Source organism: Streptomyces sp. NPDC043908 (genome assembly GCF_056435525.1).
Map to the genome: position 1 here is coordinate 81,482 of NZ_JBWKEI010000002.1, position 24,676 is coordinate 106,157.

General features: G+C 70.4%; 24 protein-coding genes. 7 read left to right on the plus strand and 17 right to left on the minus strand.

Annotated elements, in window-relative coordinates:
• The first annotated feature begins 123 nt into the window (after window positions 1–123).
• Complete coding sequence (locus AC069K_RS04680; RefSeq protein ID WP_478612118.1) at window positions 124–771, plus strand: bifunctional DNA primase/polymerase; 648 nt, start codon at window positions 124–126, stop codon at window positions 769–771.
• A gap of 151 nt (window positions 772–922) precedes the next feature.
• Here AC069K_RS04680 and ftsY read toward each other — a convergent pair whose 3' ends face one another.
• Window positions 923–2,152 carry a signal recognition particle-docking protein FtsY gene (ftsY, locus tag AC069K_RS04685; protein WP_365107077.1) on the minus strand — a complete coding sequence of 410 codons (1,230 nt, stop codon included), beginning with the start codon at window positions 2,150–2,152 and terminating at the stop codon, window positions 923–925.
• Window positions 2,153–2,341: 189 nt separating this feature from the next.
• Here ftsY and AC069K_RS04690 point away from each other — a divergent pair, with 189 nt between their 5' ends.
• Window positions 2,342–3,790: a cytosine permease gene (locus AC069K_RS04690; RefSeq protein ID WP_478612120.1), complete on the plus strand. Its 1,449-nt coding sequence runs from the start codon at window positions 2,342–2,344 to the stop codon at window positions 3,788–3,790.
• Window positions 3,791–3,893: 103 nt separating this feature from the next.
• Window positions 3,894–4,865, plus strand: a complete 972-nt coding sequence (locus AC069K_RS04695) for an LLM class flavin-dependent oxidoreductase (protein WP_365107072.1) — start codon at window positions 3,894–3,896, stop codon at window positions 4,863–4,865.
• 41 nt (window positions 4,866–4,906) lie between these two features.
• On the opposite strand, the gene AC069K_RS04700 is transcribed toward AC069K_RS04695, so the two are convergent.
• The 4 genes from AC069K_RS04700 to AC069K_RS04715 all read right to left on the minus strand — a co-directional run bounded on the left by AC069K_RS04700 (window position 4,907) and on the right by AC069K_RS04715 (window position 11,229).
• The gene (locus tag AC069K_RS04700; protein ID WP_358833527.1) at window positions 4,907–6,322 is read right to left on the minus strand and encodes a sugar porter family MFS transporter; all 1,416 of its coding nucleotides are present in this window, start codon (window positions 6,320–6,322) and stop codon (window positions 4,907–4,909) included.
• A gap of 206 nt (window positions 6,323–6,528) precedes the next feature.
• Window positions 6,529–10,086, minus strand: a complete 3,558-nt coding sequence (smc, locus tag AC069K_RS04705; protein ID WP_478612123.1) for a chromosome segregation protein SMC — start codon at window positions 10,084–10,086, stop codon at window positions 6,529–6,531.
• 260 nt (window positions 10,087–10,346) lie between these two features.
• The gene (locus tag AC069K_RS04710) at window positions 10,347–10,565 is read right to left on the minus strand and encodes a hypothetical protein (RefSeq protein WP_067164723.1); all 219 of its coding nucleotides are present in this window, start codon (window positions 10,563–10,565) and stop codon (window positions 10,347–10,349) included.
• A gap of 382 nt (window positions 10,566–10,947) precedes the next feature.
• Window positions 10,948–11,229 carry an acylphosphatase gene (locus AC069K_RS04715; protein ID WP_358833529.1) on the minus strand — a complete coding sequence of 94 codons (282 nt, stop codon included), beginning with the start codon at window positions 11,227–11,229 and terminating at the stop codon, window positions 10,948–10,950.
• 180 nt (window positions 11,230–11,409) lie between these two features.
• Between AC069K_RS04715 and AC069K_RS04720 the strand changes: the two genes are divergently transcribed.
• Window positions 11,410–12,252, plus strand: coding sequence for a CAP domain-containing protein (locus AC069K_RS04720; RefSeq protein ID WP_478612126.1), 843 nt, complete (start codon window positions 11,410–11,412; stop codon window positions 12,250–12,252).
• Window positions 12,253–12,272: 20 nt separating this feature from the next.
• Here AC069K_RS04720 and AC069K_RS04725 read toward each other — a convergent pair whose 3' ends face one another.
• Genes AC069K_RS04725 through AC069K_RS04740 form a run of 4 tightly spaced genes read right to left on the minus strand, consistent with a single transcriptional unit; the run spans window position 12,273 to window position 15,609 of the window.
• Entirely contained in the window at window positions 12,273–13,511 is a 1,239-nt protein-coding gene (locus tag AC069K_RS04725; protein WP_478612128.1) for a tyrosine-type recombinase/integrase, read from the minus strand.
• Complete coding sequence (locus AC069K_RS04730) at window positions 13,511–13,705, minus strand: helix-turn-helix transcriptional regulator (protein ID WP_478612130.1); 195 nt, start codon at window positions 13,703–13,705, stop codon at window positions 13,511–13,513. The genes AC069K_RS04725 and AC069K_RS04730 overlap by 1 nt, the downstream gene beginning before the upstream one ends.
• Before the next feature lies 1 nt (window position 13,706).
• Window positions 13,707–15,137, minus strand: a complete 1,431-nt coding sequence (repSA, locus tag AC069K_RS04735) for a replication initiator protein RepSA (protein ID WP_478612132.1) — start codon at window positions 15,135–15,137, stop codon at window positions 13,707–13,709.
• Window positions 15,138–15,186: 49 nt separating this feature from the next.
• A complete protein-coding gene (locus AC069K_RS04740) occupies window positions 15,187–15,609 on the minus strand; it encodes an XRE family transcriptional regulator (protein ID WP_478612134.1) in 423 nt (140 codons plus the stop codon).
• A gap of 421 nt (window positions 15,610–16,030) precedes the next feature.
• On the opposite strand from AC069K_RS04740, the gene AC069K_RS04745 reads away from it, so the two are divergent.
• Window positions 16,031–16,402 (plus strand): GntR family transcriptional regulator, encoded by a 372-nt coding sequence (locus AC069K_RS04745; protein ID WP_478612136.1) that lies wholly within the window; start codon window positions 16,031–16,033, stop codon window positions 16,400–16,402.
• Between the two features lie 155 nt (window positions 16,403–16,557).
• Window positions 16,558–17,790: a helix-turn-helix domain-containing protein gene (locus tag AC069K_RS04750; RefSeq protein WP_478612138.1), complete on the plus strand. Its 1,233-nt coding sequence runs from the start codon at window positions 16,558–16,560 to the stop codon at window positions 17,788–17,790.
• A 347-nt stretch (window positions 17,791–18,137) separates the two neighbouring features.
• Here the strand turns inward: AC069K_RS04750 and AC069K_RS04755 are convergent, their stop codons facing one another.
• The gene (locus AC069K_RS04755; protein ID WP_478612140.1) at window positions 18,138–18,548 is read right to left on the minus strand and encodes a hypothetical protein; all 411 of its coding nucleotides are present in this window, start codon (window positions 18,546–18,548) and stop codon (window positions 18,138–18,140) included.
• Window positions 18,549–18,963: 415 nt separating this feature from the next.
• On the opposite strand from AC069K_RS04755, the gene AC069K_RS04760 reads away from it, so the two are divergent.
• Window positions 18,964–19,377 carry a winged helix-turn-helix transcriptional regulator gene (locus tag AC069K_RS04760; protein ID WP_478612142.1) on the plus strand — a complete coding sequence of 138 codons (414 nt, stop codon included), beginning with the start codon at window positions 18,964–18,966 and terminating at the stop codon, window positions 19,375–19,377.
• Here AC069K_RS04760 and mutM read toward each other — a convergent pair.
• From mutM to rsmD, 7 genes are all read right to left on the minus strand, one after another.
• A complete protein-coding gene (gene mutM / locus AC069K_RS04765) occupies window positions 19,350–20,210 on the minus strand; it encodes a bifunctional DNA-formamidopyrimidine glycosylase/DNA-(apurinic or apyrimidinic site) lyase (protein WP_478612144.1) in 861 nt (286 codons plus the stop codon). The two genes, AC069K_RS04760 and mutM, sit on opposite strands and share 28 nt — an antisense overlap.
• Window positions 20,211–20,410: 200 nt before the next feature.
• Window positions 20,411–21,244, minus strand: a complete 834-nt coding sequence (rnc, locus tag AC069K_RS04770) for a ribonuclease III (RefSeq protein WP_358833533.1) — start codon at window positions 21,242–21,244, stop codon at window positions 20,411–20,413.
• Window positions 21,245–21,263: 19 nt separating this feature from the next.
• Window positions 21,264–21,437 carry a 50S ribosomal protein L32 gene (rpmF, locus tag AC069K_RS04775; RefSeq protein ID WP_026165248.1) on the minus strand — a complete coding sequence of 58 codons (174 nt, stop codon included), beginning with the start codon at window positions 21,435–21,437 and terminating at the stop codon, window positions 21,264–21,266.
• 2 nt (window positions 21,438–21,439) lie between these two features.
• Window positions 21,440–22,090, minus strand: a complete 651-nt coding sequence (locus AC069K_RS04780) for a YceD family protein (protein WP_358833540.1) — start codon at window positions 22,088–22,090, stop codon at window positions 21,440–21,442.
• Window positions 22,091–22,300: 210 nt separating this feature from the next.
• Window positions 22,301–23,443 carry an ATP synthase F0 subunit B gene (locus tag AC069K_RS04785; protein WP_478612146.1) on the minus strand — a complete coding sequence of 381 codons (1,143 nt, stop codon included), beginning with the start codon at window positions 23,441–23,443 and terminating at the stop codon, window positions 22,301–22,303.
• Window positions 23,444–23,539: 96 nt separating this feature from the next.
• A complete protein-coding gene (coaD, locus tag AC069K_RS04790; RefSeq protein WP_365107140.1) occupies window positions 23,540–24,022 on the minus strand; it encodes a pantetheine-phosphate adenylyltransferase in 483 nt (160 codons plus the stop codon).
• Window positions 24,023–24,042: 20 nt separating this feature from the next.
• Window positions 24,043–24,627: a 16S rRNA (guanine(966)-N(2))-methyltransferase RsmD gene (gene rsmD / locus AC069K_RS04795; protein WP_478612148.1), complete on the minus strand. Its 585-nt coding sequence runs from the start codon at window positions 24,625–24,627 to the stop codon at window positions 24,043–24,045.
• Window positions 24,628–24,676: the final 49 nt, after the last annotated feature.

Here is a 24,676-nt window from a genome sequence, read left to right on the forward strand (position 1 = left end):
ACGCCGGGGCGCGCGGACCGGTTCGCACCACCTTCCCTTCCGCCGCGAGCCGCTGGGTGAGCAGTGCGCGATCGGGGAACTCCGGAACGTAACCACCGTCGGCAATCACCCGTTGGAGGGGGCATGGGCTTCACGATCGGCGGCGGCCGGGGGATCCGCGAAATCCGGCCCGTCCCGCGGCGCCGCGGCCGCGCGACCGAGGTCACGGCGGTGGCCGAGTACACGGGCCTGTGGGGGTGGGACGTCGCCCCGGGGGCGCGGGAGCTGTCCGGCCAGTGCTCCTGCGGCGATCCGGTCTGCCCGGAGCCGGGGGCGCACCCGCTGGCGTTCGTCCCGGAGGTGCCGGCGGGCGCGACGCTGGACGAGGTCGGCAAGGCGTGGGCGGAGTGCCCGGGTGCCTCGGTGCTGCTGCCGGTGGGCCGCACCTTCGACATCCTGGACGTGGCGGCGCCGGCCGGGCGGCGGGCGCTGGTGCGCCTGGAGCGGATGGGGCTGCCGCTGGGCCCCGTCTCGACGACCCCGGCGGGCCGTACGCACTTCTACGTGGCCCCGGGGGCGGCGGCCGAACTGCCGCGCCTGCTCTACCGGATGGGCTGGGACGACGCCGACCTGGACCTGGTCTGCCCGGGTCCCGGGGAGTACGTGCAGGCGCCCCCGTCGGGGGACGTCCACTGGCTGCGCCCCCCGTCCCTGGACACCGCGACCCGTCCCCCGGAGGCCCGCCTGCTGCTGGGCACCCTGGCGTACATCTGCCACCGGGCGCCTTCCTGAGGGGCGCCTGCACCGGACCACGTCCCGAGGAGCCCGGCGCGGGGTGAGGCAGCACGGACGAAGGGGCCCACCGCGTCCGTGCGGTGGACCCCTTCCGGGACGCCTGGCGGCCGCGGCCCGCGGGTGGGAACCCGCGCGCCCGGCTCGGTCGCTACTCCCCGATCAGCGCGTCCACGAACGCCCCCGGCTCGAACGGCGCGAGGTCGTCCGCGCCCTCGCCGAGCCCGATGAGCTTGACCGGCACGCCCAGTTCGCGCTGCACGGCGATGACGATGCCGCCCTTGGCGGTGCCGTCGAGCTTGGTCAGCACGATGCCGGTGATGTCGACGACCTCGGCGAAGACCCGGGCCTGGACCAGCCCGTTCTGCCCGGTCGTCGCGTCGAGGACGAGCAGGACCTCGTCGAGCGGCCCGTGCTTCTCCACGACGCGCTTGACCTTGCCGAGCTCGTCCATGAGCCCGGTCTTGGTGTGCAGCCGTCCGGCCGTGTCGATGAGGACGACGTCCGCGCCCTCCGCGATGCCCTCCTTGACGGCGTCGAAGGCGATCGACGCCGGGTCGCCGCCCTCGGGGCCGCGCACGGTGCGGGCGCCCACGCGCTCGCCCCAGGTCTGGAGCTGGTCGGCGGCGGCGGCGCGGAAGGTGTCCGCCGCGCCCAGGACGACCGACTTGCCGTCGGCGACGAGCACGCGGGCGAGCTTGCCGGTGGTGGTGGTCTTGCCGGTGCCGTTGACGCCGACGACCATCACGACGCCGGGGACCTCGGCGCCGCCCTCGGTGGTGTTGCCCTCGGTGTTCACCGTGCGGTCGAAGTCGGGCCGGAGGATCGCGACGAGCTCCTCGCGCAGCAGCGCGCGCAGCTCGGCCGGGGTGCGGGTGCCGAGCACCCGGACGCGCTCGCGCAGCCGCTCGACGAGCTCCTGGGTCGGGGCGACGCCCACGTCCGCGGTGAGCAGCGTGTCCTCGATCTCCTCCCAGGTGTCCTCGTCGAGGTTGTCCCGGGACAGGAGCGTGAGCAGCCCCTTGCCCAGCGAGTTCTGCGAGCGGGCGAGCCGGGCGCGCAGCCGGACGAGGCGGCCGGCCGTCGGCTCGGGCACCTCGATCGCGGGTGCGGCGGGCGCCTCGACGGGCGCCTCCTCGACCACGACGGGGCTCGCCGGCGCCTCGGGGAGGGCGATCTCCTCGATGGCGCGGCGTTGCTCCTCGGCGCTCTCCGCGGCGTCGTCGCCGACGTGCGGCTCGGCGGGCGGGGCAGTGATGGTCGGCGTGGACGGCGGCGCCGTGGGCGGCAGCTGCTTCTTCTTGCGGCTGCTGACCACGAGCCCGCTGATCGCGCCGACCGCGACCAGGGCGATGACTACGGCAAGGATGACGAATTCCATAACGTCCCCAGTATCAGTCATGGCCCGTCGCGGGGCCCCGCTCGTGTCTTCCCATGAAGATCAAAGGGAACTATGGGGCAATCGTCGTATTAAGTTACGATGGAAGAGGAGGCATCAACGCGCGTAGAGTCCCCCGAGATGACCCCCACCGGCTCCCCCCGGAGCCGAGCGAGAGGCAACCGCACCCCCATGAGCACCACCTCCCAGTCCGAAGGCGCACTGGAAACCCGTGGCCTTGAGCCCGTCCCCGACAGCGAGCGCACCGCCAGAACCCGCGAGCTCTTCCCGACCTGGGTCGCCGCCAACATCAGCGTGCTGCTGCTCACGATGGGCGCGAGCCTGGTCGTGACGTACAAGCTGAACTTCTGGCAGGCGATCGTCGTCGCGGTCGCCGCGCCCGTCGTCAGCTACGGCCTGGTGGGGCTCATCTCCATCGCCGGCAAGCGCGGCGGCGCGCCCGGTATGGCGCTCTCGCGCGCGGTCTTCGGCCAGCGCGGCAACCTGCTGCCCGGCTCGCTGATCTGGGTCGCCCGCTGGGGCTGGGAGACGATCAACGCGGTCACCGGCGCCTACGCGATGCTGACCGTCCTGGACATCGTCTTCGGCATCAAGAGCAACACCTTCCTGATCATCGTGACGCTGCTGCTCTTCGTGGTGACGACCTTCGCGATCTCGGGCCTGGGCATCAACGTCGTCCAGAAGTGCAACAAGTACGCGACCTACCTCTTCGGCGCGTTCTCCGTGCTCGTGCTGGTCTATCTGGCGCTGAACACCGACTGGAGCGAGGTCTTCGACCGTCCGGCCGGGAAGATGTCGCTGATGGTCGCGGGCACCGGGCTGATCGCCGCGGGCGGTGTCAGCTGGATCCCGTCCGCCCCGGACTTCACCCGCTACCTGCCGCGCACGGCCTCGTCCAGGGCGATGGTGGCGAGCTCCGTCGGCGGCGCCGGGATCGTCGTGCTGCCGATGGTCCTGATGGGCGCGGTCATGGCGGTCTCCACCCCGGACCTCGCCTCGGCCGCCGACCCGGTCTCCTTCCTCGGCGAGATCCTGCCGCTGTGGATCGCGGTGCCCTACCTGCTGATCGCGCTGGTCGGCATGGTGCTGATCAACTCCATGTCGATGTACTCGGCCGGCTTCACCGCGCAGACCCTCGGCTTCAAGATCCCGCGCCACTGGGCGGTCTCGGTCAACGCCGTGATCTCGCTGGCCTTCGGCGGCGTGCTGATGCTGGTCGCCAAGAGCTTCATGGGCTCCTTCATCGCCTTCCTCTCACTGCTGGCCGTCGCCTTCTCGGCCTGGGTCGGCGTCTTCGGCGCGGACATGCTGCGGCGCACCGAGTACGACGCGAAGGCGCTGCTCGACACCACGCCCACCAGCGCCTACTGGTACACCGGCGGCTTCTCCCCCGCCGCCGTCGCCGCCTGGGCGGTGGGCCTGGGCTCGGGTCTGCTCTTCACCACCTCGGACTGGTTCACCGGCCCGCTCGCCGCGAACAACCCGGTCGGCGAGTACGGCCTGGGCTGGGTGGCCACCATCGTGGTCTCGGGGCTGCTGTACGTGGTCCTGCCCAAGCCCGCCGTCCCGGCCCCGGCCGAGGACGAGACGGCCGAGGAGCCCGCACCCCTGGCTGTCTGACGCCTCGTCAGCTACCGTCCCCCTCCATCGGGTTCCATCGGGTCCCATCGGATCCCACCGGTTCCACCCGGACCCGGCCCGCCCGGCGGAGGGGGACTTTGCCATGCCGTTCACCGTCGTACGCATGAACCTGGTGGCCCCGCACGAGCCGCCCGAGAAGCTGTCGGCCCGCTACCGCGCCGCGGTGGAGATGGCCGCGTACGCCGACGCGCACGGCGTCGACACCGTCCAGACCGAGGAGCACCACGGCGCCGCCAACGGCTGGCTGCCCTCCCCGTTCGCCTTCGCGGGCGCGGTCTTCGGGGCGACCGGCCGGATCGCGGTCACCGTCTCCGCGATCATCGGCCCGCTCTACGACCCGCTGCGGCTGGCCGAGGACATCGCGGTGCTCGACCTGCTCAGCGGCGGGCGCCTGGTGACGGTCGCGGGGATCGGCTACCGGCCCGAGGAGTACGAGCAGGCGGGCGTCGAGTGGGGCAGGCGCGGCAAGCTCCAGGACCTGCTCCTGGAGACCCTGCTGAAGGCGTGGACGGGCGAGCCGTTCACCTACCAGGGGCGTACGGTGCGGGTCACCCCGCGCCCCTTCACCCAGCCGCACCCGATGCTGCTGGTGGGCGGCTCGTCGAAGGCGGCGGCGCGGCGGGCGGCCCGGCTGGGGCTGCCGTTCTTCCCGAGCGCGCACCTGCCGGAGGTGGAGGCGTACTACCGCGAGCAGCTGGCCGCGCACGGCACCGAGGGCTGGACGATGATGCCCGCCGAGAGCACGCCGCTGCTCCATCTGAGTGAGGACCCGGACCGGGCCTGGGCGCTGTACGGAGAGCACTTCCTGCACGAGGCGCGGATGTACGCGTCCTGGCAGTCCAAGGACATCCGCTCGGCGGTCCGCTCGACGGCCGCCACGGTCGAGGAGCTGCGCGCGGAGGGCGTCTACCGGATCGTGACGCCCGAGGAGTGCGCGGCGCTGGGCGCCGAGAGCCTGGTGCTGCACCCTCTGTGCGGCGGGATGCCGCTGGAGGAGGGGTGGCGCAGTCTGCGCCTGTTCACCGACGACGTACTGCCCCGGCTCCATGGGTGAGCCGGGGCAGTACGTGTGTCGAGGAGAGAGGGCAGCGGGGTTTAGCCCATCTCCTCCAACGCCTTGCCCTTGGTCTCCTTGACGTACTTCAGTACGAAGGGGATCGAGAGGGCGGCGAAGATCGTGTAGATCACGTAGGTCGCGGAGAGGTTCCAGTCGGCCAGCGACGGGAAGCTCGCCGTGATGGCCCAGTTGGCGATCCACTGCGCGGCGGCGGCGACACCGAGGGCGGCGGCGCGGATCCGGTTGGGGAACATCTCGCCGAGGAAGACCCAGACCACGACGCCCCAGGACAGGGCGAAGAAGAGCACGAAGACATGGGCGGCGACCAGGGCGATCCAGCCCTGGGTGGCGGGCAGCTTGCCGTCCACGAGGTCGTAGCTGAAGGCCCAGGCCTCCAGGGCGAGGCCGAGGGCCATGCCGACCGAGCCGATGAGCGCCAGCGGCCGGCGGCCGATCCGGTCGACGAAGATCATCGCGATCACGGTGCCGATGATGTTGATGATCGACGTGGTGAAGGAGTAGAAAAACGAGTCCGTCGGGTCGACGCCGACCGACTGCCACAGCGTGGAGGAGTAGTAGAACGCGACGTTGATGCCGACGAACTGCTGGAAGACCGAGAGGCCGATGCCGACCCAGACGATCGGCTTGAAGAAGAAGGAGCCGCCGAGCAGGTCCTTGAAGCTCGACTTCTCCTCGCTCCGCATGGCGTGCTCGATCTCGGCGACGCGGGCGTCGAGGTCGATGTCGCCCTCGACCTCCTTGAGCACCTCACGGGCGCGCGCGTCGCGGCCCGCGGAGATGAGGAAGCGCGGCGACTCGGGGATGGCGAAGGAGAGCAGGCCGTACAGGACGGCGGGGATGACCATCACGCCGAGCATGACCTGCCAGGCCTCCAGGCCGATCAGCTTTCCGCGCTGGTCGCCACCCGCGGCGTTGAGGATGCCCCAGTTGACCAGCTGCGAGATGGCGATGCCGATGACGATGGCGGCCTGCTGGAAGGAGCCGAGCCGGCCGCGGTAGGCGGCGGGGGCGACCTCGGCGATGTAGGCGGGGCCGATGACCGAGGCCATGCCGATGGCGAAGCCGCCGATGATGCGCCAGAAGGCCAGGTCCCACAGGGCGAAGGGGAGCGCGGAGCCGACGGCGCTGATGGTGAAGAGCACGGAGGCGATCTGCATGCAGCGGATGCGGCCGATACGGTCCGCGATCCGGCCCGCGGTGGCGGCGCCGATCGCGCAGCCGATCAGAGCGATCGCGATGACCTGGGCGAGCGCCGCGGAACCGATGTCGTAGCGGCCCCTGATCGCTTCGACGGCGCCGTTGATGACGGCGCTGTCGTAGCCGAAGAGGAAACCGCCCATCGCTGCCGCCGCCGCGATGAAGACGACGTGGGCGAGGTGCTCGGGATGCGCCGTACGGGCTCCCGAGGCCGGTGGCTGCGTAGTGCTGGTCACGTGAACTCCTGGGGCCGCCCGGCAGCGTCGCCGGGCGTTGGGGGCACTTCAAGTGGCGCACAACTTCGGGTCACCCACCACTTGAAGGAAAAAGCAACGTTGCAGAGACTATGCCTTCAAGTTTCGAAGTCAATAGGGCAAGAGATGTGAATTGAGTGACCCTGGCGTGTCGTGCTTGTTCAAGTCTTGAAGATGGGTTAGGTGGGCTAGCGGAGGCGCTGGCTGATGACCTTGGAGACGCCGTCACCCTGCATGGACACGCCGTACAGCGCGTCCGCGACCTCCATCGTGCGCTTCTGGTGCGTGATCACGATCAGCTGCGAGGACTCCTGGAGCTCCTCCATGATCCGGATGAGCCGCTGGAGGTTGGTGTCGTCGAGCGCCGCCTCCACCTCGTCCATCACATAGAACGGGCTCGGCCGCGCCTTGAAGATCGACACGAGCAGTGCCACGGCCGTCAGCGACCGCTCACCGCCCGAGAGCAGCGAGAGCCGCTTGACCTTCTTGCCCGGCGGGCGTGCCTCCACGTCCACCCCGGTGGCGAGCATGTCGGTGGGGTCGGTCAGGATCAGCCGCCCCTCGCCGCCCGGGAAGAGCCGCGAGAACACGCCTTCGAACTCCCTGGCCGTGTCCCGGTACGCCTCCGTGAACACCTGCTCGACCCGCTCGTCCACCTCCTTCACCACCTGAAGAAGGTCGGCCCGCGTCTTCTTCAGGTCCTCCAGCTGCTCGGAGAGGAACTGGTGCCGCTCCTCCAGAGCCGCGAACTCCTCCAGCGCGAGCGGGTTGACCTTTCCCAGCTGCTGGTACGCCCGTTCGGCTGACCTCAACCGTTTTTCCTGATCCGCGCGGTCGAAACTCCGGGGGCGGTTGCGCGGGTGGTCCGGGTCCTCGGGAAGCTCCTCGCCCTCGGCGGCCGGGGACGGCGGCACCGGCTGGTCGGGCCCGTACTCCGCGATCAGACCGGCCGGCTCCACCCCCAGCTCCTCCAGCGCCTTCGTCTCCAGCTGCTCGATCCGCAGCCGCTTCTCGGCGCCGAGTACCTCGCCGCGGTGCACCGAATCCGTCAGCTTGTCGAGCTCGCCCTTGAGGTCGCGGCCGGTGGCCCGGGCGGCGGCCAGCTCCTGCTCGCGTACGGCCTTCGCGGCCTCGGCGGCCGCCCGCTCCCGCTCGGCCCGCACCACCGAGACCTCGACATGGGCGAGCAGCGTCCGCGCGCCCGCCGCCACGGCCCGGGCCACCCGCGCCTCGTGGCGCAGCCGGGCGCGGCGCTCCTCCGCCCGGGCGCGGGCCTCCCGCTCGGCGCGGGCGGCCCGGTCGAGCGCGTCGGCCCGCCCCGCCAGGCCCTTGACCCGCTCCTCGTGCGTACGCAGCTGGAGGCGGGCCTCCATCTCCGTCTGGCGGGCGTTGGCCCCGTCGGCGGCGAGCCGGTCCCGTACGGAGGTGTCGGGCTCCTCCTGCACCGGCATCTCCTCGGCGACCAGGAGCCGCTCGGTCAGCTCCTCCGCCTCCTCCAGCGCCTTCTCCAGGGCCTCCTGGGCGCGGGCGGCGGCCGCCGCCGTACGCTCGGCCTCGCCCGCGGCGCCGCGGGCCTGCCCGGCGAGGCGGCCGAGCTGCTGGGCGACGGACGACTTCTCCCGGTCGGCGGCCCGCCGCCGCTCCCCCAGCTCCTCGACCCGCTCGGCGCACCGGGCGCGCAGCTCCCCCGCCGTCCGCTGGGCCCGCGCCAGCTCCTCGCACCGCACCGCCAGCTCCGCGAGCTCGGCGGCGGCCTCGTCGACGGAGGCCTGCACCTCCAGGAGGCTGGGCGCCCCGGCGGAGCCCCCTTGCGCGAAGTACGCCCCGAGCAGGTCGCCCTCGGTGGTGACGGCGGTCAGCTCCGGCCGGGCGTGGACCAGGTCCTCGGCGTCCTCCAGGGTGTCCACGACGACGATTCCGCGCAGCAGCCTGCCCACGGCGGGCAGCAGCTCCTGCGGGCCGCGCACCAGGTCCGCCGCGTACGGAGGCCCCCCCGGCCGTACGGGCTCGGGCTCCTCGGGTCCCGGCAGCCCGCCCACCAACAGCGCGGCCCGCCCCGCGTCCTGCTTGCGCAGCAGCCGGATCGCCTCGGCGGCGGTGGCGGGGCCCGACACCGCGAGCGCGTCGGCGGCGGCGCCCAGGGCCGCGGCCACCGCCACCTCGTAGCCGGGCGCGACGGTGAGCAGGGCGGCGGCGGGGCCGAGCAGTCCCTGGAGGGAGTCCTGGGCGGCGAGCAGGGCGCCCGTGCCGTCCTTGCGGCGCAGGCCCAGGGCGAGCGCGTCGTGGCGCGCGGACACCGCGGCGCGCTTGCGCTCGGCGGCCGTGGCCGCCTCGCGGGCGGCGCCGAGGGCCGCCTCGGCCTCGGCCAGCTCGCGCTTGGCGCGCTCATGGGCCTCGCCGAGCTCGTGGTCGTCCGCGTCCAGGCCGTCGACCTCGGCCTTCAGCTGTTCGTACTCCTCCTGGGCCAGCGCCGCGCGCTCGCCCGCCTCGTCCCGCGCCGCCGCGAGCCGGTCGATCTCCGCCTGCGCCGAACCCGCCCTGCTCCGCGCCGCGTTGACCTGGCCGTGCAGCCGCGCCAGGCCCTCGCGCCGGTCCGCGATGGCCCGGGCCACATCCTTCAAACGCCGCTCCTCCAGCGCGAGTTCCCGCTCCAGCTCGGCGCGGTGGGAGGCGGTGTCCTCCAGAGCGCGCTCGGCCGCCTCGCGGGCCGCCTCCAGCTCCGCCTCCTGCTCCCGGATCCGGGCCGCCTCGCGCTCCAAGTCCTCGGGGTCGCGGCCCCGGCGCTCCTCGGGCGGCTGGGCGGTGGCGCTCTTCACGCGCGCGTCCGCCAGCGAGACCGTGCCCCGCACCCGCTCGGCCAGCTGCGACAGCTCGTACCAGGTCCGCTGGGCACGGGTGAGCCGGGGCGCGAGCGCGCGGACCTCCTCCTCCAGCTCCGCCTCGCGCGCGAGGGCGGCCTTCAGCTCGGCCTCGGCGCTGTCCTTGCGCTGCTTGAGCGCCGCCTCGTCCTCGATCTCGGCGCGCAGCGCCCCGCGCATCCGCACCAGGTCGTCGGCGAGCAGCCGCAGCCGGGCGTCGCGCAGATCGGCCTGGATGACGGCGGCCCGGCGCGCGACGGCGGCCTGCCGGCCCAGCGGCTTGAGCTGGCGCCGCAGCTCGTCGGTGAGGTCCTGCACGCGCGCGAGGTTGGCCCGCATCGCGTCCAGCTTGCGCAGCGCCTTCTCCTTGCGCTTGCGGTGCTTGAGGACGCCGGCCGCCTCCTCGATGAAGGCCCGCCGGCCCATCGGGTCGGCGTGCAACACCGAGTCGAGCTGGCCCTGCCCGACGATCACGTGCATCTCGCGGCCGATGCCGGAGTCGGAGAGCAGCTCCTGGATGTCGAGCAGCCGGCAGGTCTCGCCGTTGATCTGGTACTCGCTGCTGCCGCCCCGGAACATGATCCGGGTGATGGTGACCTCGGCGTACTCGATCGGCAGGGCGCCGTCGGAGTTGTCGATGGTGAGGGAGACCTCGGCGCGGCCCAGCGGCGGGCGGCCGGTCGTCCCGGCGAAGATGACGTCCTCCATCTTGCCGCCGCGCAGCGACTTGGCGCCCTGCTCGCCCATGACCCAGGACAGCGCGTCCACGACGTTGGACTTGCCGGAGCCGTTGGGGCCCACCACGCAGGTGATGCCGGGCTCGAACTTCAGAGTCGTCGCGGAAGCGAAGGATTTGAACCCGCGCAGGGTCAGGGCCTTGAGGTGCACGCCGTCGGACTCTACTCTGCGCCCCCGCCCGCGCCCCGGGAAGCCGCGGCCCCGGCGGTTTCACCTCTGGCCACACAGGGCAACCCCGAGGAGAAGGACGGGAGAAGGACGCACGGGCGGATGAGGGGTGGCGGCGGCCCGGGGAGGGCCGGGAAGCCCGGGGAGGGCCGGGAAAGAAAGAAGGGACGCCAGGGGCGTCCCTTGCATATCTATCTCGGGAGAGTGGATCTCACCTACGGGCCTTCGGGCGCGGCCCGGAATCAGGTGAGCGCAGGCTCCGCCTGGGGTACGTCGATGTCGATGCCTTCGAGCAGCGAGTCTCCGCGGTGCGAAGCGACGGCAGCGGACAGCGCGTCCTTCTCGGACTGGATCCGTACGAGCTCGGACTCAAGGTCCTGGACACGCTGCTGGAGCCGTCGCATCTCGGCGAGGAGTCGCGGGTCGGAACCGCCGACGTAACCGAGAAGCGCCTTTGCCATGATGGATGGTCCTCCACAATGAGTGACCGACCGAAGCGGTGTGGGTCGTGAGGGAATCGCACCCGCGATGTTTGGACTTCGACTGCGGTTCTTCATGCCAAACAGCTAAGGTGCGCGGGGCTTTCAGCGTCTCACCAAAAAGTTTGACGGTCAACACGATCACGCCCCGCATCGGCGGGCAATCCGGGGGCCGTCGAGCCGGAACGCGTCCGGCGAGGCCTCTCCTCGGAGCCCTGGGGGCGTGGAGATCTTCCTTCTAGCGGCAGCCTTGCACGCCCGGCCCGGATTGGCAACAACGAAGTCGTACGAGGTCAGGGGCCCCGGAACCGGACCGGCCGACGGCAAGCCCTCCCCGGCCCGCCCTGCCCGCGCCCCGGGGGGCCTAGCGGATGGCGAAGCCGTCGTAGCCGCCGCGCGGTGTGGCCCAGATCTCGGTGACGCCGTCGACCCTGCCGGGTGTGTCGGAGCCCCTCAGCCACTCCAGCAGACGGTGGCAATTATCACGCGGCCCCTCGGCCACGACCTGCACCCGGCCGTCGTCGAGGTTGAGGGCGAACCCGACGAGGCCGCCGATCTCCAAAGCGTTTGCCCTGGTGAACCAGCGGAAGCCCACTCCCTGTACTCGGCCGCGCACCCAGGCGGTCAGCCGTGCATCTTCGTTCATGGGTGCACGCTAACCGGCCAATAGCTCACGCAGCACTTCGCCCTCTTGCGCCATGGCGTACAGTCCCGACGCAATGAGCCTCACCCGTTCGGACCAGCGTCCGTCACCCGCGGGATCCGGGGCCCAGGGACCGCAGCACTGAGCGAAGAGCAGCACTGAAGCACTGAGGGAGGCCCGCAGATGGGACGCCATCGCCGCTCCGTCGAGCCCGCCAAGAAGCGGCCCGCCGCGCCCGTACGCACCGGGCTGCTCGGCGCGTCCGCCGCCGTGGCGGTGGGCGCCGTGGCCATAGCCTCCGGCCTGCTGCCGGGCGGCTCCTCCTTCGAGCTCAACGGCGGATCCACGGGCGAGCACGTCCAGGCCGGCGGCGGCGCCTCCGACCTGCGCCAGCAGGGCGGGCAGTCCGCGCAGCCGACCAGCGCCGCTCCTTCGGCGCCGGTCACCTCGCCGAGCACCCACGCGCCGCTCACCTCCCCCTCCGCCACGCCCTCCCAGAAGCCGTCCTCGGCCGCCCCGGCCCCGGTCCGCAAGCAGGAGAAGCCCTCGGCCCCGGCGGCCGCGCCCAGGACGGCCACGCCGTCCGCGACCCCGTCCAGGGCGAGGACGGTCGCGCCGGAGCAGCGGCAGGTCGAGGCCCCCACCGCCGAGCAGGCGGCCGCGGCCACCGTCGTCTCGCTGGTGAACCAGCAGCGCGCGCAGGCGGGGTGCAGCCCCCTGAAGGCCGACGCCTCGCTCGCGGCGCTCGCCACCGCGTTCAGCGACGACATGGCGGCGCGCGGCTTCTTCGACCACACCGACCCGGACGGCAGGAGCCCCTGGGACCGGGCCGCCAAGGCGGGCGTCGGCAACCTGGGCGGCGAGAACATCGCGCGCGGCCAGGCGGACGCCAAGGCGGTCATGGAGGCCTGGATGAACAGCCCCGGCCACCGGGCGAACATCCTGAACTGCGACTACAAGACGCTGGGCGTCGGCGTGCACCTGGGCGAGGGCGGCCCGTGGTGGACGCAGGACTTCGGCTTCTGAGGTAGCCGCAGGTCAGGGGCCTATGAACCGGTCTGGGCCGCCTCGGGGCCGTCGTCCGTAGCACCTGGGTGCTTGAAGACGCGATCCACGGCGGTCCGGGTACGGGTCTCACTGGCAGGCATCAGATGCGTGTAGGTCCGCAGCGTGAATCCAGGATCATGGTGCCCCAGGTACTCGCTAAGTGCCTTGATGCTCTCCCCTGCGTCCAGGAGCACCGAGGCGTAGAAGTGCCTCAGCGCGTGCATTCCGTTGTCGCGTCCGGCCGGAACTCCCGCAGCACGTAACGCGGGCTTCCACTCCCGATGGTTGAACCGATTCCGGTTCAGCGAGAGCCCCTCCGGGCTGGAGAAGATCAGAGTTGCTGTGACGGGCGGCCCGCCCTGGGTCTTCCACGGCAAGGTGATCTCTTTCGCCTGGTACCGCGTGAGGTGGCCAGCGAGCGCGAAGGCGACCGATTCAGGCAGCGGTACGTCCCGCTCCTTGCCACCCTTCGGCGGGGCGAACACTGGACGGTTGTGGAGCAGCTTCACTTGGCGCACGACGTGAACCACACTGCCGAGGAAGTCCACGTCCTCTACGGCGAGACCGAACACCTCGCCCTGTCGCATCCCGCACCCGGCAGCAGGCTCGATGAGTGCTGCGTACCGATCCGGCAGAGCGGCGCGTACAGCCATGACGCGGTCGGCAGGCCAGGGCTTGACCTTGCGAGGGTCGAGCCGAGGCGCCTTCACCGACCGGGCACTACAGGGGTTCGCACGGATGATCTGGTCTTCAACGGCTGCGGTGAACACCGTTGAGACGTGGGCGAAGATCCCCCGCCGGTAAGCAGGCGAAAGGCCCGCGTCCTCCAAGATCCGCATCCACAGCCGCAGGTGCGTGGGATTGAACGAGCCGATGGGGCGCGCCCCCAGGTGTGGGATCGCGTGGAGCCTCAGCCGCATCTCGACTGACTCACGCGTGGCGGGATCGGTGACCTGGGTGGTCATCCACTGTGTGGCGTACTGCTTGAACGTGATCTTCCCGGCGTCAGGGTCGATGTAGTCGCCGCGCGACATGTCGGCCTCGATGTTGGAGAGCCACGTCTCCGCCCGGCGCTTCTGCTTGTCGGGGAATGACTGGCTCTTCTCGGTGCCGTCCGGGCCGACGTAGCGGGCACGGTAGCGCAGGCCCGTGCCGTAGCGGTCGGTCTTGACCTTGATGGGCTTGCCATCCGGCCCCGGCTCTACCTTGTACCAGCGGTCTTGCACGTGACCGGCCATCAAGCGGCTCCTTCCATTCGAGATGCGACCCAGGCCCGGACGTCTTCGGGGTCGTAGCGGAGGTGAACACCGACGCGGAAGCCCCGAGGCCCTGTGCGCTTACGGCGCCACTGGTAGATCGTTTCGAGAGGAACGCCGAAGAGATCGGCGAGGTCGGGCGGCGTGAGGTAGCGCTCGGGGAGGGGTCGCTTCATGTCACCACTCCCCGGTGTCGTCGAGTTGGGCGAGTGCTTCGCGTGCGGTGTCGCGGTTGCGCTTGATGTCCCGGGCGATGGATGCGGCGAGCCAGGACTCACCAGGCGTGTGGCCTTGCCCGGCGTACTCCCAGTGCGCGAGGACGAGCGTCGTGTCCTGCTCCGCGTCGTCCTCCGAGTCGGGGTCGGGGTCGGCAAGGCCGCGTTCGTGGCGTTCTTGCTGGGCGCGCCAGTCGGCCCGTGCCCCGCGCAGAGCTCCCAGGGTGGTCGAGTACTGCGGGGTCTTGGTGGAGAAGTGGCCCCGGAAGCCGAGCATGTGGGACCAGTGCGCGAGCAGGCGGTCCGGATAGGTCGCGTCCAGGTCCCAGCAGGCTTGGATGAGGCGCCGGGTGTGGTCGGGCAGGCCCGGATGCCTGTCGAGTTCGGCCAGTTCTCCGATGCGGCGGTCGAGGGTGCCGGTGGTCTCGGCGGCTTTGGTGGCGTACTTGGCGACGTAGGCACCGACCGCCTGTTCCGACACTTCGTCCTGGCCCTCCAGGGAGCTGATGGGCTGCACGTCTATCTGCGTACCCCACCGCAAGGTCCGGGCGGGCAAAGCGCCGGCAGGCCCGAGCGGGACGGTGGCACGGGCAGCAGCGGCACGGATCGCGTCGTCGAGGAGCGCCACCGTGGCCCAGGCCGGGGGCGGGGAGTCCGATCCGGTAGGCCCGTCGATGCGGATGATCGCGTGGAAGTGGACAGCGCCGCGTTTCTGGAACTCCGCGACCTTTCCGAACGAGACCCGCGCATGATCCTTGAACTCGGCTTGGGTCAGTCCGGCGCGCTTTGCGACCTCCCGGCGCAGGTAGATCGTGAAGCGCTGCCACAAGGCCCCGGCGTGGTTGTTCCACAGCACCGCCCCGGCGTAGTCGTAGCGGTCCGGGTCCAGGGCCGTGCCTAACCGGGGGTCGTCCTCCCCGTGCAGGGCGCCGCAGCGGCAGTGCCCGGTAGCGGGCCGGTTGTGGACGGGGCCGAACGAGGGGGCGGTGAGGGTGGCGAAGACGCGAGGGTGATCGGTCACGGTGCCGGGGACGCCTTTGCCGCCGACGAGTCCGGCCATGATGAGCTGATAGGTGTCCCCGGCGTACATCCAGGCGCAGGAGGGGCAGCGCGAGGCCCGCCGGTTGCCGCACGCGATCCGCAGCCGACCACCGGGCTCACTGCTCGTGGAGTACTCGAAGAACTCCCCCGTACGCGTGTCTACAGTGCGCGAGTAGCCGCACAGGTGGATCGGCTGAGCACAGCCACCGGTACGCCGGACCTGTTCCTGCCAGCGCTCGAAGCCCGGGTTGTTCACCACCCGCAGCGCATCAGCCAGGGTGATCGGGTCGGTGCCCACAGCCGCCGCCACATCTGCAAGGGCGGCCGGGGCAACTGGGTAGGTGATGCTCACGCGGCGACCCCCACCAGGGGCAGGGCGTGTACCGGCTGCGGCCCGGAGGTCATGCGGCCACCTCCCCGAGTCGCACAGCAAGCTGCATTACGAGCGTCTCCAGGGCCTGTACGCGGTCGGTGAGGGTCGCGATGTCGTCGCCAGCGAGGGGAGCAGACGGACGAGCGACAGGCCCGAAGCCCAGGTCGGCCGGAGTAGCCCGCAGCACCGCGCAGAGCAGGACCTGATAGGTCGGGTTCGGAACGTTGGCACCGTTCTCCCACCGGGAGAGCTGAACCTTCAATGAGGTCTCAGATGCGATCTGCCAGCCCCAATGCTCAGCCAGTAACAGCAATGAGCGGATCACCTGAAGCTGCGACCAGCCACGGGCCACACGCACCCCCGCCAGAAGGGAGGGCGCCGGAAGCTTGGCCGGAGGCTGTGCAGAGGGACGGGAACGGCTGGTCAGCGGGACCACGACGGGGGCAGTCATGCCGACACCGCCTCGGCGGTCGCGGTGACACTCTCCCCGGTCTCCCAGTCCCATGGAACCGCCATTGGGCACGGCACCTGCTCACCCTCGAAGTCATGCACCAGGACACCGAGGCCATCCCGCTCTACCCAGCCCCAGCCAGCGCGGGGAAGCCCGCACGCCATGCACGGAGTCGGAGTCTGCGGGACACCCACGTCCCAGAACGCCAAGGACGTCGCGGACAAGTACGAGACGTGCGAGCCGGTACGCGTCGCAGGCATGATGGAACTTCCCTTCGTGGGACGAAGGAGGGCGGCGAAGCTGCTTGGCGGTAGATGCGCCGCCCTCCGGGCTCATGACATAGCTTGCTATATGTCAGACTAGATCACAAGAGTTGGTGCACTACGTTGCGCTAGCTTGTGCTAGTCGTAGACTCGTGCGCATGACTGTTGCCGCCGACGATCCCCGTCCGAAGAAAGTGCAGATCGCTGATGTTCTGCGCGGGGAGATCGCGGGCGCCCAACTCCCGGCAGGCCATCGGCTGGCGACGCTGCGGGAAATGGCCAATAGGTTCGAGGTCACGACGGTGACCGTGGGCCAGGCGCTCCAGATCCTCGTCGCTGAGGGGCTGATCGAGTCGGTGCCGACGCGGGGGTACTTCGTCAAGGCTCCGCCCAACGAGGCCAGTGCGGTAACGCGAGCTAACGGGCCAGTCGAGCGCGACGAGATCATGGCCATCCACTCCGAGATTCGACAGCTTGCTGCCCGAGTGGCCGAGTTGGAGAAGCGAGCCGATCACAAGGGCAGCGCCTAACGTGTGATCCACCATGCGCGCTGCGTGATCCCCCTACTAGTGACAAGCCCGGTGTCACCAGGGGACAGCCGTGGTGCCAACCCCCTGTCACCCCCCGTGTCACCGGCCTTTGAGGTGCCAGACTCGACTCAGGCATCCCGACGGGAGGGCAGCGCATGAGCGACGAACGACCGACATGGGCGCGACGTATCGCGGCCGAACGTGAGGCTCGGCAGTGGTCCCAGGCTGAGGCGGTGGCAGCGCTCCGGGCACACTCCCCGAAGAAGTTGCCCGAGGGGCCGAGCATGCTCCGGCAGTGGAAGCGTTGGGAGTCGGGTGAGGTCACCCCGAGCGAGTTCTACCAACCGATCATTGCCGCGATGTTCGGCACGGTGACTCACGCGATCTTTCCTGTAGCAAGCCGCCGGGACGGAAACGCCGAGATCGTTGCCGTGAGCGGCATGGAGACGCTGGACATCATCAGCCGCTTGCAGGCATCAGACGTGGACAGCGCGACGCTGGACGCACTACGGATCACCACCGACCGCCTGTGCTCTGAGTACCCGCACCTCCCGAGTGGCCAGCTCGCGATGGAAGGGCGGCAGTGGCTCAAGCGTGTAGCCGGGCTGCAAGGCCAGCGGCTTACCTTGGCACAGCACCGGGAGGTACTGACGCTTTCAGGGTGGCTGGCTCTTCTGATCGGATGCGTCGAGTACGACATGGGTGACCGTGCCGCCGCCGAGAGCACCCGCCGGGCAGCACTCTCCCTCGCGAGCGAGGCCGGGAACTCTGAGATCTCTGGGTGGGCCCATGAGATGCGGGCATGGTTCGCCCTGACGACCGGTGACTATCGAGGGATTCTTGCCGCCTCCCAAGCGGGCACTGAAGCAGCGCCGAACCATGGCGTGGCCGTCCAACTCGCGGCCCAGGAGGCGAAAGGGTGGGCTCGCTTGGGGGATCGGCGGCAGACGGAGGTAGCCCTAGATCGTGGTCGGAAGTTGCTTGAAGGGCTTCCTTACCCGGAGAACCTTGATCACCACTTCGTAGTGGACCCAGCCAAGTTCGATTTCTACGCGATGGACTGCTACCGGCTACTCGGAGAAGATCGGTTCGCAGAGACCCTTGCGCACGAGGTGATCAGAGCTGGAACAGACTTCGACGGCACGGAACGATCGCCAATGCGGATGGCCGAAGCACGGATCACGCTGGGCGTCGTCGCAGCCCGGCAGGGCAATCTCGACCAGGCAGTCAACTACGGCGAGTGGGCGCTGAAGGGGGAACGGCAATCCTTGCCGTCGCTCCTCATGGTCAGCCGCGAATTGGCCACGATCGTCAACAAGGACTACGCCACCGAACCGGTTGGCCGCGAGTACCTTGATCACCTGACGTCCCTCAGTCGGGCCAACTGAGCCGTTACGGGTTTCTCTACATCATCAAGCACCCGTCGTCGCTTCGCTCCTCCGGGCGGGCGCGGGCGGCCGGCGGCGCCCGCGCTCATGTCTCCGCCCCGCTCGGCACCGCCGGCCGCCCGCTCCCGCCCAAGAGGCAGGCATACGGGCATGAGGTCAGAACACGTCGTGGCTGGGGCGGTCGGCTCCACGGCTTTAGGCAGCCACTTTGGGGCGAGCCTCTAAGATCATGGCCCCAACGTCGTGCTTTAACGGGCAGGTCCACAGACTGCCCGACTCGCCGGAAGCTTACGGGGCCATGATCACTCGCCCCAAAGCAGCTCCAGCCCAAAGCCGCTCCACCGACCTCATTGTTCACCGCCGCCCGAGTCGCTCTCTGGTGCCGGATCTTCTGGCGGGTTGAAGGTCTGGTAGAGCCCGATCCCGCAGAGGATGACGGCGAGGAGCAGCAAACCGGCGAATAGGGTCCATGACCACCAGGCATGGAGCAGAGCGAGCAGCCATAGCAGTGGAACCGCGAACACCACGATCATGCATACGGCGCCCAAGGCGCTCCAGCTACGACGATGGGCGACATACCGAGTTTGCCTCGATGCCACCGCAGCAACCTGGTTGCGGATCAGGGCATCTAGTTGAGCAATCTCGTGAGTCCAGTGATCGGGCTGCTCCGCTTGCAGCTTGCCCAGCAGCTCCCAATTGCGCTCAAGATCAGCGATGAGCCTCGCATCACGACGGTTTTGAATTGTGCCGGTGACCAAGGGCCCTGCCGCCGCTGCTATGACAACGCCCACACCACCCAGAAGCGGCGTAACCCACGAAGCCAACTGCCTCCCCTTCTCCTAGTACCGCACGCAGCTACCCTGCTCCCAGCAGGCTAAGGCGTGACACTGACACTCCAGCCCACCGGCGACGATGCGGGCCGTCGCTGGGCCGTCGAAGGGTGCTCAACGACGACCAACGCTGACAACCACCGACGGCTAAATCGCAGGTCGCAGCGTTGATCGATTACGGGGCCCCAGGTCAGAGGACCGGCCCTTCACTTCTTCGGCTTCTGAGCGGCTGGCGTTCTGAACACCTGGCGTCTGAGCAGCTGGCGCCCGTACCCGTACTGCTTACCACACCCGAGACAGCGCTAACTTCTGGTTAGCGCTGTCTCATCGTATGGTGTGAGGTATGGAAGAGACCGGTAGGGAAGAGACCGCCGCCACCGCCCCCGCGGACCTGCCGTTCGACGTCTTCTCCAAGGCGTGCCCCTCGCGCGGCACCCTGGAGCACGTCACCGGCCGCTGGGGCAGCCTCACCCTGGGCGCGCTCCACGAGGGCGGCTTCCGCTTCAACGAGCTGCGGCGCAGGGTCGACGGGGTGAGCGAGAAGATGCTCTCCCAGACCCTCCAGGCGCTGGAGCGCGACGGGCTCGTCCACCGCGAGGCGCAGCCGACCAATCCGCCGCGCGTCGACTACACCCTGACCCCGCTGGGCGCCGAGGTCGCCGAGCGGCTGCTGAGCCTTATCCACCTCATGGAGGACCGGATGCCGTCGGTCCTGAAGGCGCGCGAGCGCTACGACGCGGCGCGCGGCGGGCGCTGACAGCGCGGGCAGAAGTAGCTGGACCGGTTCATCCACGGGCGCCGGCGCATCGCGGTGCCGCACCGGCGGCAGGGCTCGCCCTCGCGCCCGTACGCGTCGAGCGAGCGGTCGAAGTACCCCGACTGCCCGTTGACGTTCACGTACAGGCTGTCGAAGCTGGTGCCGCCGACGGCGAGCGCCTCGGTCATCACCTGCCGTACGTGGCCGAGGAGTTCGGCGGACTTGGGGCGCGTGAGGGTCGAAGTGGGGCGCTCGTAGTGCACCTTGGCGCGCCACAGGGCCTCGTCGGCGTAGATGTTGCCGACCCCGCTGATGAGTGACTGGTCGAGGAGCGCGCGCTTGACGGTGGTGCGGCGCAGCCGCAGCGCGGTGAAGTAGGCGGCCTCGTCGAAGAGTTCGTCGAGCGGGTCGCGCGCGATGTGCGCGATGACGTCGGGCAGCCCGTCGGGAGTGTTGTCGTGCAGCGAGAGTCCGCCGAAGGTCCGCTGGTCGACGAAGCGCAGCTCGGTGCCGGCCGTGTCCTGGAAGCGCAGCCGGATCCGCAGGTGCTTCTCGTCGGGCGCGCTCTCCGGCTGGACGAGGAGCTGCCCGCTCATGCCGAGGTGCCCGAGCACGGACTGCCCGGTGTCGGCGAGCGGGAGCCAGAGGTACTTCCCGCGCCGCCGGGGGACCCCGATGCGGTGCCCCGCGAGCCGGGCCGCGAAGTCGGCCGCGCCGGCCGGGTGGCGGCGGACCGCCCGGGGGTGCAGGACCTCTACGGCGTCCACGGTCCGCCCGGCCACCCAGCGCTCCAGTCCGCGGCGCACCACTTCCACCTCGGGGAGTTCTGGCACGGGCTCCTCCGGTGAGGTCGCGGGTCGACGGGTGCTTGGAGGGTATCCCGCGCCTCCCCCGGTCCCGCGCCCAGGACCCCTCCGCGGTCCGGCGCGCGGGGAGGCGGCGACCGGGGCGGAGGCCGGACGCGGCGGTGCGGCGCGGGCACGAAAAACCCCTGCCCGCACGGAATCCGTGCGGGCAGGGGTCCAGGAAACGGTCAGGCTGCCGGGTCGGCGGCGGGGGTCGGCGTCCCGCCGTCCGGCTCGGTCGCGGGGGCCTCGGCCTCCGCCTTCGCCCGGGCGATCCGCTCGTCCGCCGACGCGCTGATCGCGCGCCACGCGGACTCCGCGGCCTGCTGCTCCGCTTCCTTCTTGCTGCGGCCGGTGCCGGTGCCGTACGAGACACCACCGACGCGGGCGGCAGCAGTGAAGGTCTTCTCGTGGTCGGGACCCGTCTCGGAGACCAGGTACTCCGGAACGCCGAGGCCTTCGGCCGCGGTGAGCTCCTGGAGACTGGTCTTCCAGTCCAGGCCGGCCCCGAGGTTCGAGGACTTCTCGATCAGGGGGTCGAAGAGCCGGTGGACGAGCTCGGAAGCCGCCCCAAGACCCTGGTCCAGATAGACCGCGCCGATCACCGCTTCCAGGGTGTCGGCGAGGATGGACGCCTTGTCCCGGCCGCCCGTGCCCTCTTCGCCCCGGCCGAGCCGGATGAAGGAGCCGAGGTCGAGCCCGCGGCCCACCTGCGCCAGCGCACGAGAGTTGACCACCGCGGCCCGGAGCTTGGCCAGCTGGCCTTCCGGGAGGTCCGGGTGGGTGCGGTACAGCGTGTCGGTGACGACCAGACCGAGCACCGAGTCCCCGAGGAACTCGAGCCGTTCGTTGGTCGGCAGACCGCCGTTCTCGTACGCGTAGGAGCGATGGGTCAGCGCACGCACCAGAAGGGCGGACTCAAGGTGATACCCGAGCCGCCCTTCCAGAAGCGTGTGGGACGAGGCCGAGTTGTTGTCGCTACTGCCCGCCTTCTTGGCGCCGGCATTCGACAGATCAGACATCGGGCCTCTCACCAGCCGCTCAGACCTCGAGGACCTGGCGCTTGTTGTAGGTGCCGCAGCTCGGGCACGCGATGTGCTGCTGCTTCGGCTCCTGGCAACGCTCACACGAAACCAGGGTGGGGACCGCAGCCTTCCACTGCGACCGGCGGTGGCGCGTGTTGCTGCGCGACATCTTCCGCTTCGGAACAGCCACGGCTACTTCTCCTGCTTCTCGGCGGCGCGCTGCACGTCAGAGGCAGTGCCGCTCATGTTGTCCTTCTCGCCGTCCTGGATGGTCCCGGCGAGTCCTTGCAGTGCCGCCCAACGGATGTCGACGGCGTCGTGGTGGTGGTCGGGGTCGTCCTCAAGCCTGAATCCACAGGTGGAACACAGGCCGAGGCAGGTCTCCCGGCACACCGGCTGCATCGGCAGTGCGAGCACCACCGCATCACGCAGCACCGGCTCGAGGTCGAAAAGACCGTCCTCAAGCGGGATGGTGTCGTCCTCGTCCTCGGCGTCGTCGACCGGCTCCGCCTTCTTGCTGCGGCCCCGGTCGTCGGCGTCAGGGTACGAGAACAACTCCTGGAAGTCCGCATCGAGCGCGAGCTCCAGCGGCTCCAGACACCTTACGCACTCCCCCTCGGCCGATGCACGGGCGGTGCCTGTGACAAGCACCCCTTCCATGACCGACTCCAGGCGGAGCTTGATCTCCACGGGCGCGCCCTGGGGCACGCCGATGACGCCGTCGATCCCGAGATCGGCGGGCGCCTCGACCGTGCGGGAGATCCGCTGGAGGGCACCGGGACGCCGACCCAGCTCGTGTGTGTCGAACACGAGGGGGTTGCGGTGGTCGAGGTGCGTACTCAGGGTTCTTCCCGCTTTCGGATCGTGGAGGGTTGGCCACCATGCGTCGCCGTGGGTGCGGCGATGCCGGGGCAGCGTTGATCGCGGACGTACGCGCGACCGAAGAGCCAGGATACTGGACGGGCCGCGTTTGACCCAATCCGGCCCCACCGCCCCGCCCCGGACGGGACGGGACGGGGAACCGCGGCCGCGGGCCGCGCTTCCGCGCAGCGCTCAGCGGCCCTGCTCGTACTGCCGCAGCTGTTCGAGGTCGATCATGCTCGTGTCGAAGAGGCTGGTCTCGTCGAGCGCGGGCTGCTGCGGGTGCGCGGTCTGCCGGCCGTAGTCGTGGTCGTGCTGCCCCTGCGGGTGGCCCTGGCTCTGACCGTGGCTCTGGCCCTGGTCCTGCCCCTGGTCCTGGTGGACCTGCTGCTGGGCGTAGGCCTGCGGGTCGTAGGCGTACGGGTCCTGCTGCTGCTGGTCGTAGCCGTACTGGGCGTACTGCTGCTGGGGCTGCTGGTAGGCGTACGGATCCTGCTGGGCCTGCTGGGCCTGGGCCTGTCCGTAGCCGTACGGGTCGTAGACCTGGGCGGGGACTTGGGGCTGCTGGAGCTGCTGGGGCTGCGCGGCGGACTGCGGCTGGGGGTCGGCCAGCTCGGCCAGGCCCGCCAGGTAGTCCGCGTCGCTGGTGTGGCCGCCGAGGGCCCCGGCGGCGTCCTGGGCGGCCATGTGGGCGCCCAGCTCGTCCGAGGCGATCCGGCCGTGCAGCTTCTCGCGGCCCCGGCCGACGGCCTCCAGGGTCTTGGCGAGGACGGCCTCGAAGGCGCCGAGCTTGGCGTCGACGTACTGGTCGGCCCGCTGGATGAGCGTCTGGGGGTCCGCGCTGTACTCGGGGGCGTCCGCGTCCGACTGCCCCTGCTCGTCGAGGCCGGGGCCCCGGCCGAGGAGCTTCTCGCGGCCGCGGTCGACCGAGCCGATGGTCTTGGTGAGGACGACCTCGAAGTTGGCCAGCTTGGAGTCGACGTAGTCGTCGGCCTCGGCCCGGATCTCCTCGGCCTCGCGCTTGGCGTCCGCCAGGATGCGGTCGGCCTCGTCCTGGGACTGCCGGGCGACGGCCGTGTCGGAGATCAGCGTGCCGCGCTGGGCGTGCGCGGACTCGATGATCCGCTCGGCCTCCTGGCGGGCCTGCTCGACCAGCTGCTCGCGGCCGCCGATCAGCTCCTGGGCCTGGGCGAGGGAGCCGGGCAGCGCCTGGCGCACCTCCTCCAGGAGCGCGAGCAGCTCGGCGCGGTTGACCACGCACGAGGCCGACATGGGCATGGAGCGGGCGCCGGCGACGACGTCGACGATCTCGTCCAGCTTCTTCTGCACGTCCACCGTGGGCTCGCCACTCTCTACGACTGGTTGGGAGACGGACGGGACGACTGTAAGGCCAGTCGGGGCCCGCCCGACACCAGCTGACAGGCAGTCAGCTCAGCGCTGTTCGGCGATCCGCGCCACGAGTGCGTCGTGGACGGTGGCGGGCAGCAGGTGGGAGACGTCCCCGCCCCACGCCGCGACCTCCTTGACCAGCGACGACGACAGGAAACTGTAGGTCGGGTTGGTGGGGACGAAGAGGGTCTCGACGCCCGAGAGGCCGTTGTTCATCTGGGCCATCTGGAGCTCGTAGTCGAAGTCGCTGACCGCGCGCAGGCCCTTCACGATGGCCGGGATGTCGCGCTGCTTGCAGAAGTCGACCAGCAGGCCGTGGAAGGACTCGACCTCCACGTTGCCGAAGTCGGCGGTCACCTCGCGGATCAGCCCGATCCGCTCGTCGATGGTGAACAGGCCCTTCTTCGACTGGTTGATCATCACCGCGACGTGCACGACGTCGTACAGCTTCGAGGCCCGGGCGATGATGTCGAGGTGTCCATTGGTGATGGGGTCGAACGACCCCGGACAGACGGCACGGCGCAACTGAAGTCCCTCGCTCCCGGTCATGGTGCGTCTTCGCACGTAGAGGCGGCGCGACCGTACCAAAGCGTGCCCTCGCCGTAACGGCGGGCCCGCAGCGGCTCGAACCCCGGCGGCCAGCCGAATTCCCCGCCTCTGGTGCTGCGCTCCACGGTGACCAGGCACGCCTCGGCGAGCCACCCCTGAGTGCGGAGTGTGAGGAGGATCTCCCGAAGATCGTCATCGGTCACCGCGTACGGCGGATCGAGGAACACCACGTCAAAGGGGGTTTCGGGAGCGAGGCCCGCAACGATCTGTTCCGCTTTTCCGTTACGTACCTCCGCGCCCGGAAGGCCCAGTACGCGCACGTTGTCGCGGACGATCTTCACGGCCCGCGCGTCGGCCTCCACCAGCAGCGCGTGCGCGGCGCCCCGGGAGAGCGCCTCCAGGCCGACCGCGCCCGACCCGGCGTACAGATCCGCGACCCGGATGCCCTCCAGCGTGCCGAGCAGGGCCTCCCAGGTGGAGAAGAGGCCCTCGCGCGCGCGGTCGGAGGTGGGGCGGGTGCCGTTGCCCGGCGGAACGGCCAGGCGGCGTCCGCCGGCCCGGCCGGCGATCACGCGGGTCATCTGAGTCCTTGTCGGTGTACGGGTGTCACTGGTGTCCCCCAGTTTCTCA

Bases quoted from the DNA above. Each gene is read 5' to 3' on its own strand.
- AC069K_RS04730 (WP_478612130.1), bottom strand. From the start codon at position 13,705: ATGAAGCGACCCCTCCCCGAGCGCTACCTCACGCCGCCCGACCTCGCC.
- rsmD (WP_478612148.1), bottom strand. From the start codon at position 24,627: ATGACCCGCGTGATCGCCGGCCGGGCCGGCGGACGCCGCCTGGCCGTT.
- rnc (WP_358833533.1), bottom strand. From the start codon at position 21,244: ATGTCTGATCTGTCGAATGCCGGCGCCAAGAAGGCGGGCAGTAGCGAC.
- AC069K_RS04745 (WP_478612136.1), top strand. From the start codon at position 16,031: ATGACTGTTGCCGCCGACGATCCCCGTCCGAAGAAAGTGCAGATCGCT.
- AC069K_RS04715 (WP_358833529.1), bottom strand. From the start codon at position 11,229: ATGAACGAAGATGCACGGCTGACCGCCTGGGTGCGCGGCCGAGTACAG.
- AC069K_RS04760 (WP_478612142.1), top strand. From the start codon at position 18,964: ATGGAAGAGACCGGTAGGGAAGAGACCGCCGCCACCGCCCCCGCGGAC.
- AC069K_RS04750 (WP_478612138.1), top strand. From the start codon at position 16,558: ATGAGCGACGAACGACCGACATGGGCGCGACGTATCGCGGCCGAACGT.
- ftsY (WP_365107077.1), bottom strand. From the start codon at position 2,152: ATGGAATTCGTCATCCTTGCCGTAGTCATCGCCCTGGTCGCGGTCGGC.
- AC069K_RS04695 (WP_365107072.1), top strand. From the start codon at position 3,894: ATGCCGTTCACCGTCGTACGCATGAACCTGGTGGCCCCGCACGAGCCG.
- AC069K_RS04680 (WP_478612118.1), top strand. From the start codon at position 124: ATGGGCTTCACGATCGGCGGCGGCCGGGGGATCCGCGAAATCCGGCCC.
- AC069K_RS04725 (WP_478612128.1), bottom strand. From the start codon at position 13,511: ATGGCCGGTCACGTGCAAGACCGCTGGTACAAGGTAGAGCCGGGGCCG.
- AC069K_RS04710 (WP_067164723.1), bottom strand. From the start codon at position 10,565: ATGGCAAAGGCGCTTCTCGGTTACGTCGGCGGTTCCGACCCGCGACTC.
- AC069K_RS04740 (WP_478612134.1), bottom strand. From the start codon at position 15,609: ATGACTGCCCCCGTCGTGGTCCCGCTGACCAGCCGTTCCCGTCCCTCT.
- AC069K_RS04720 (WP_478612126.1), top strand. From the start codon at position 11,410: ATGGGACGCCATCGCCGCTCCGTCGAGCCCGCCAAGAAGCGGCCCGCC.
- AC069K_RS04690 (WP_478612120.1), top strand. From the start codon at position 2,342: ATGAGCACCACCTCCCAGTCCGAAGGCGCACTGGAAACCCGTGGCCTT.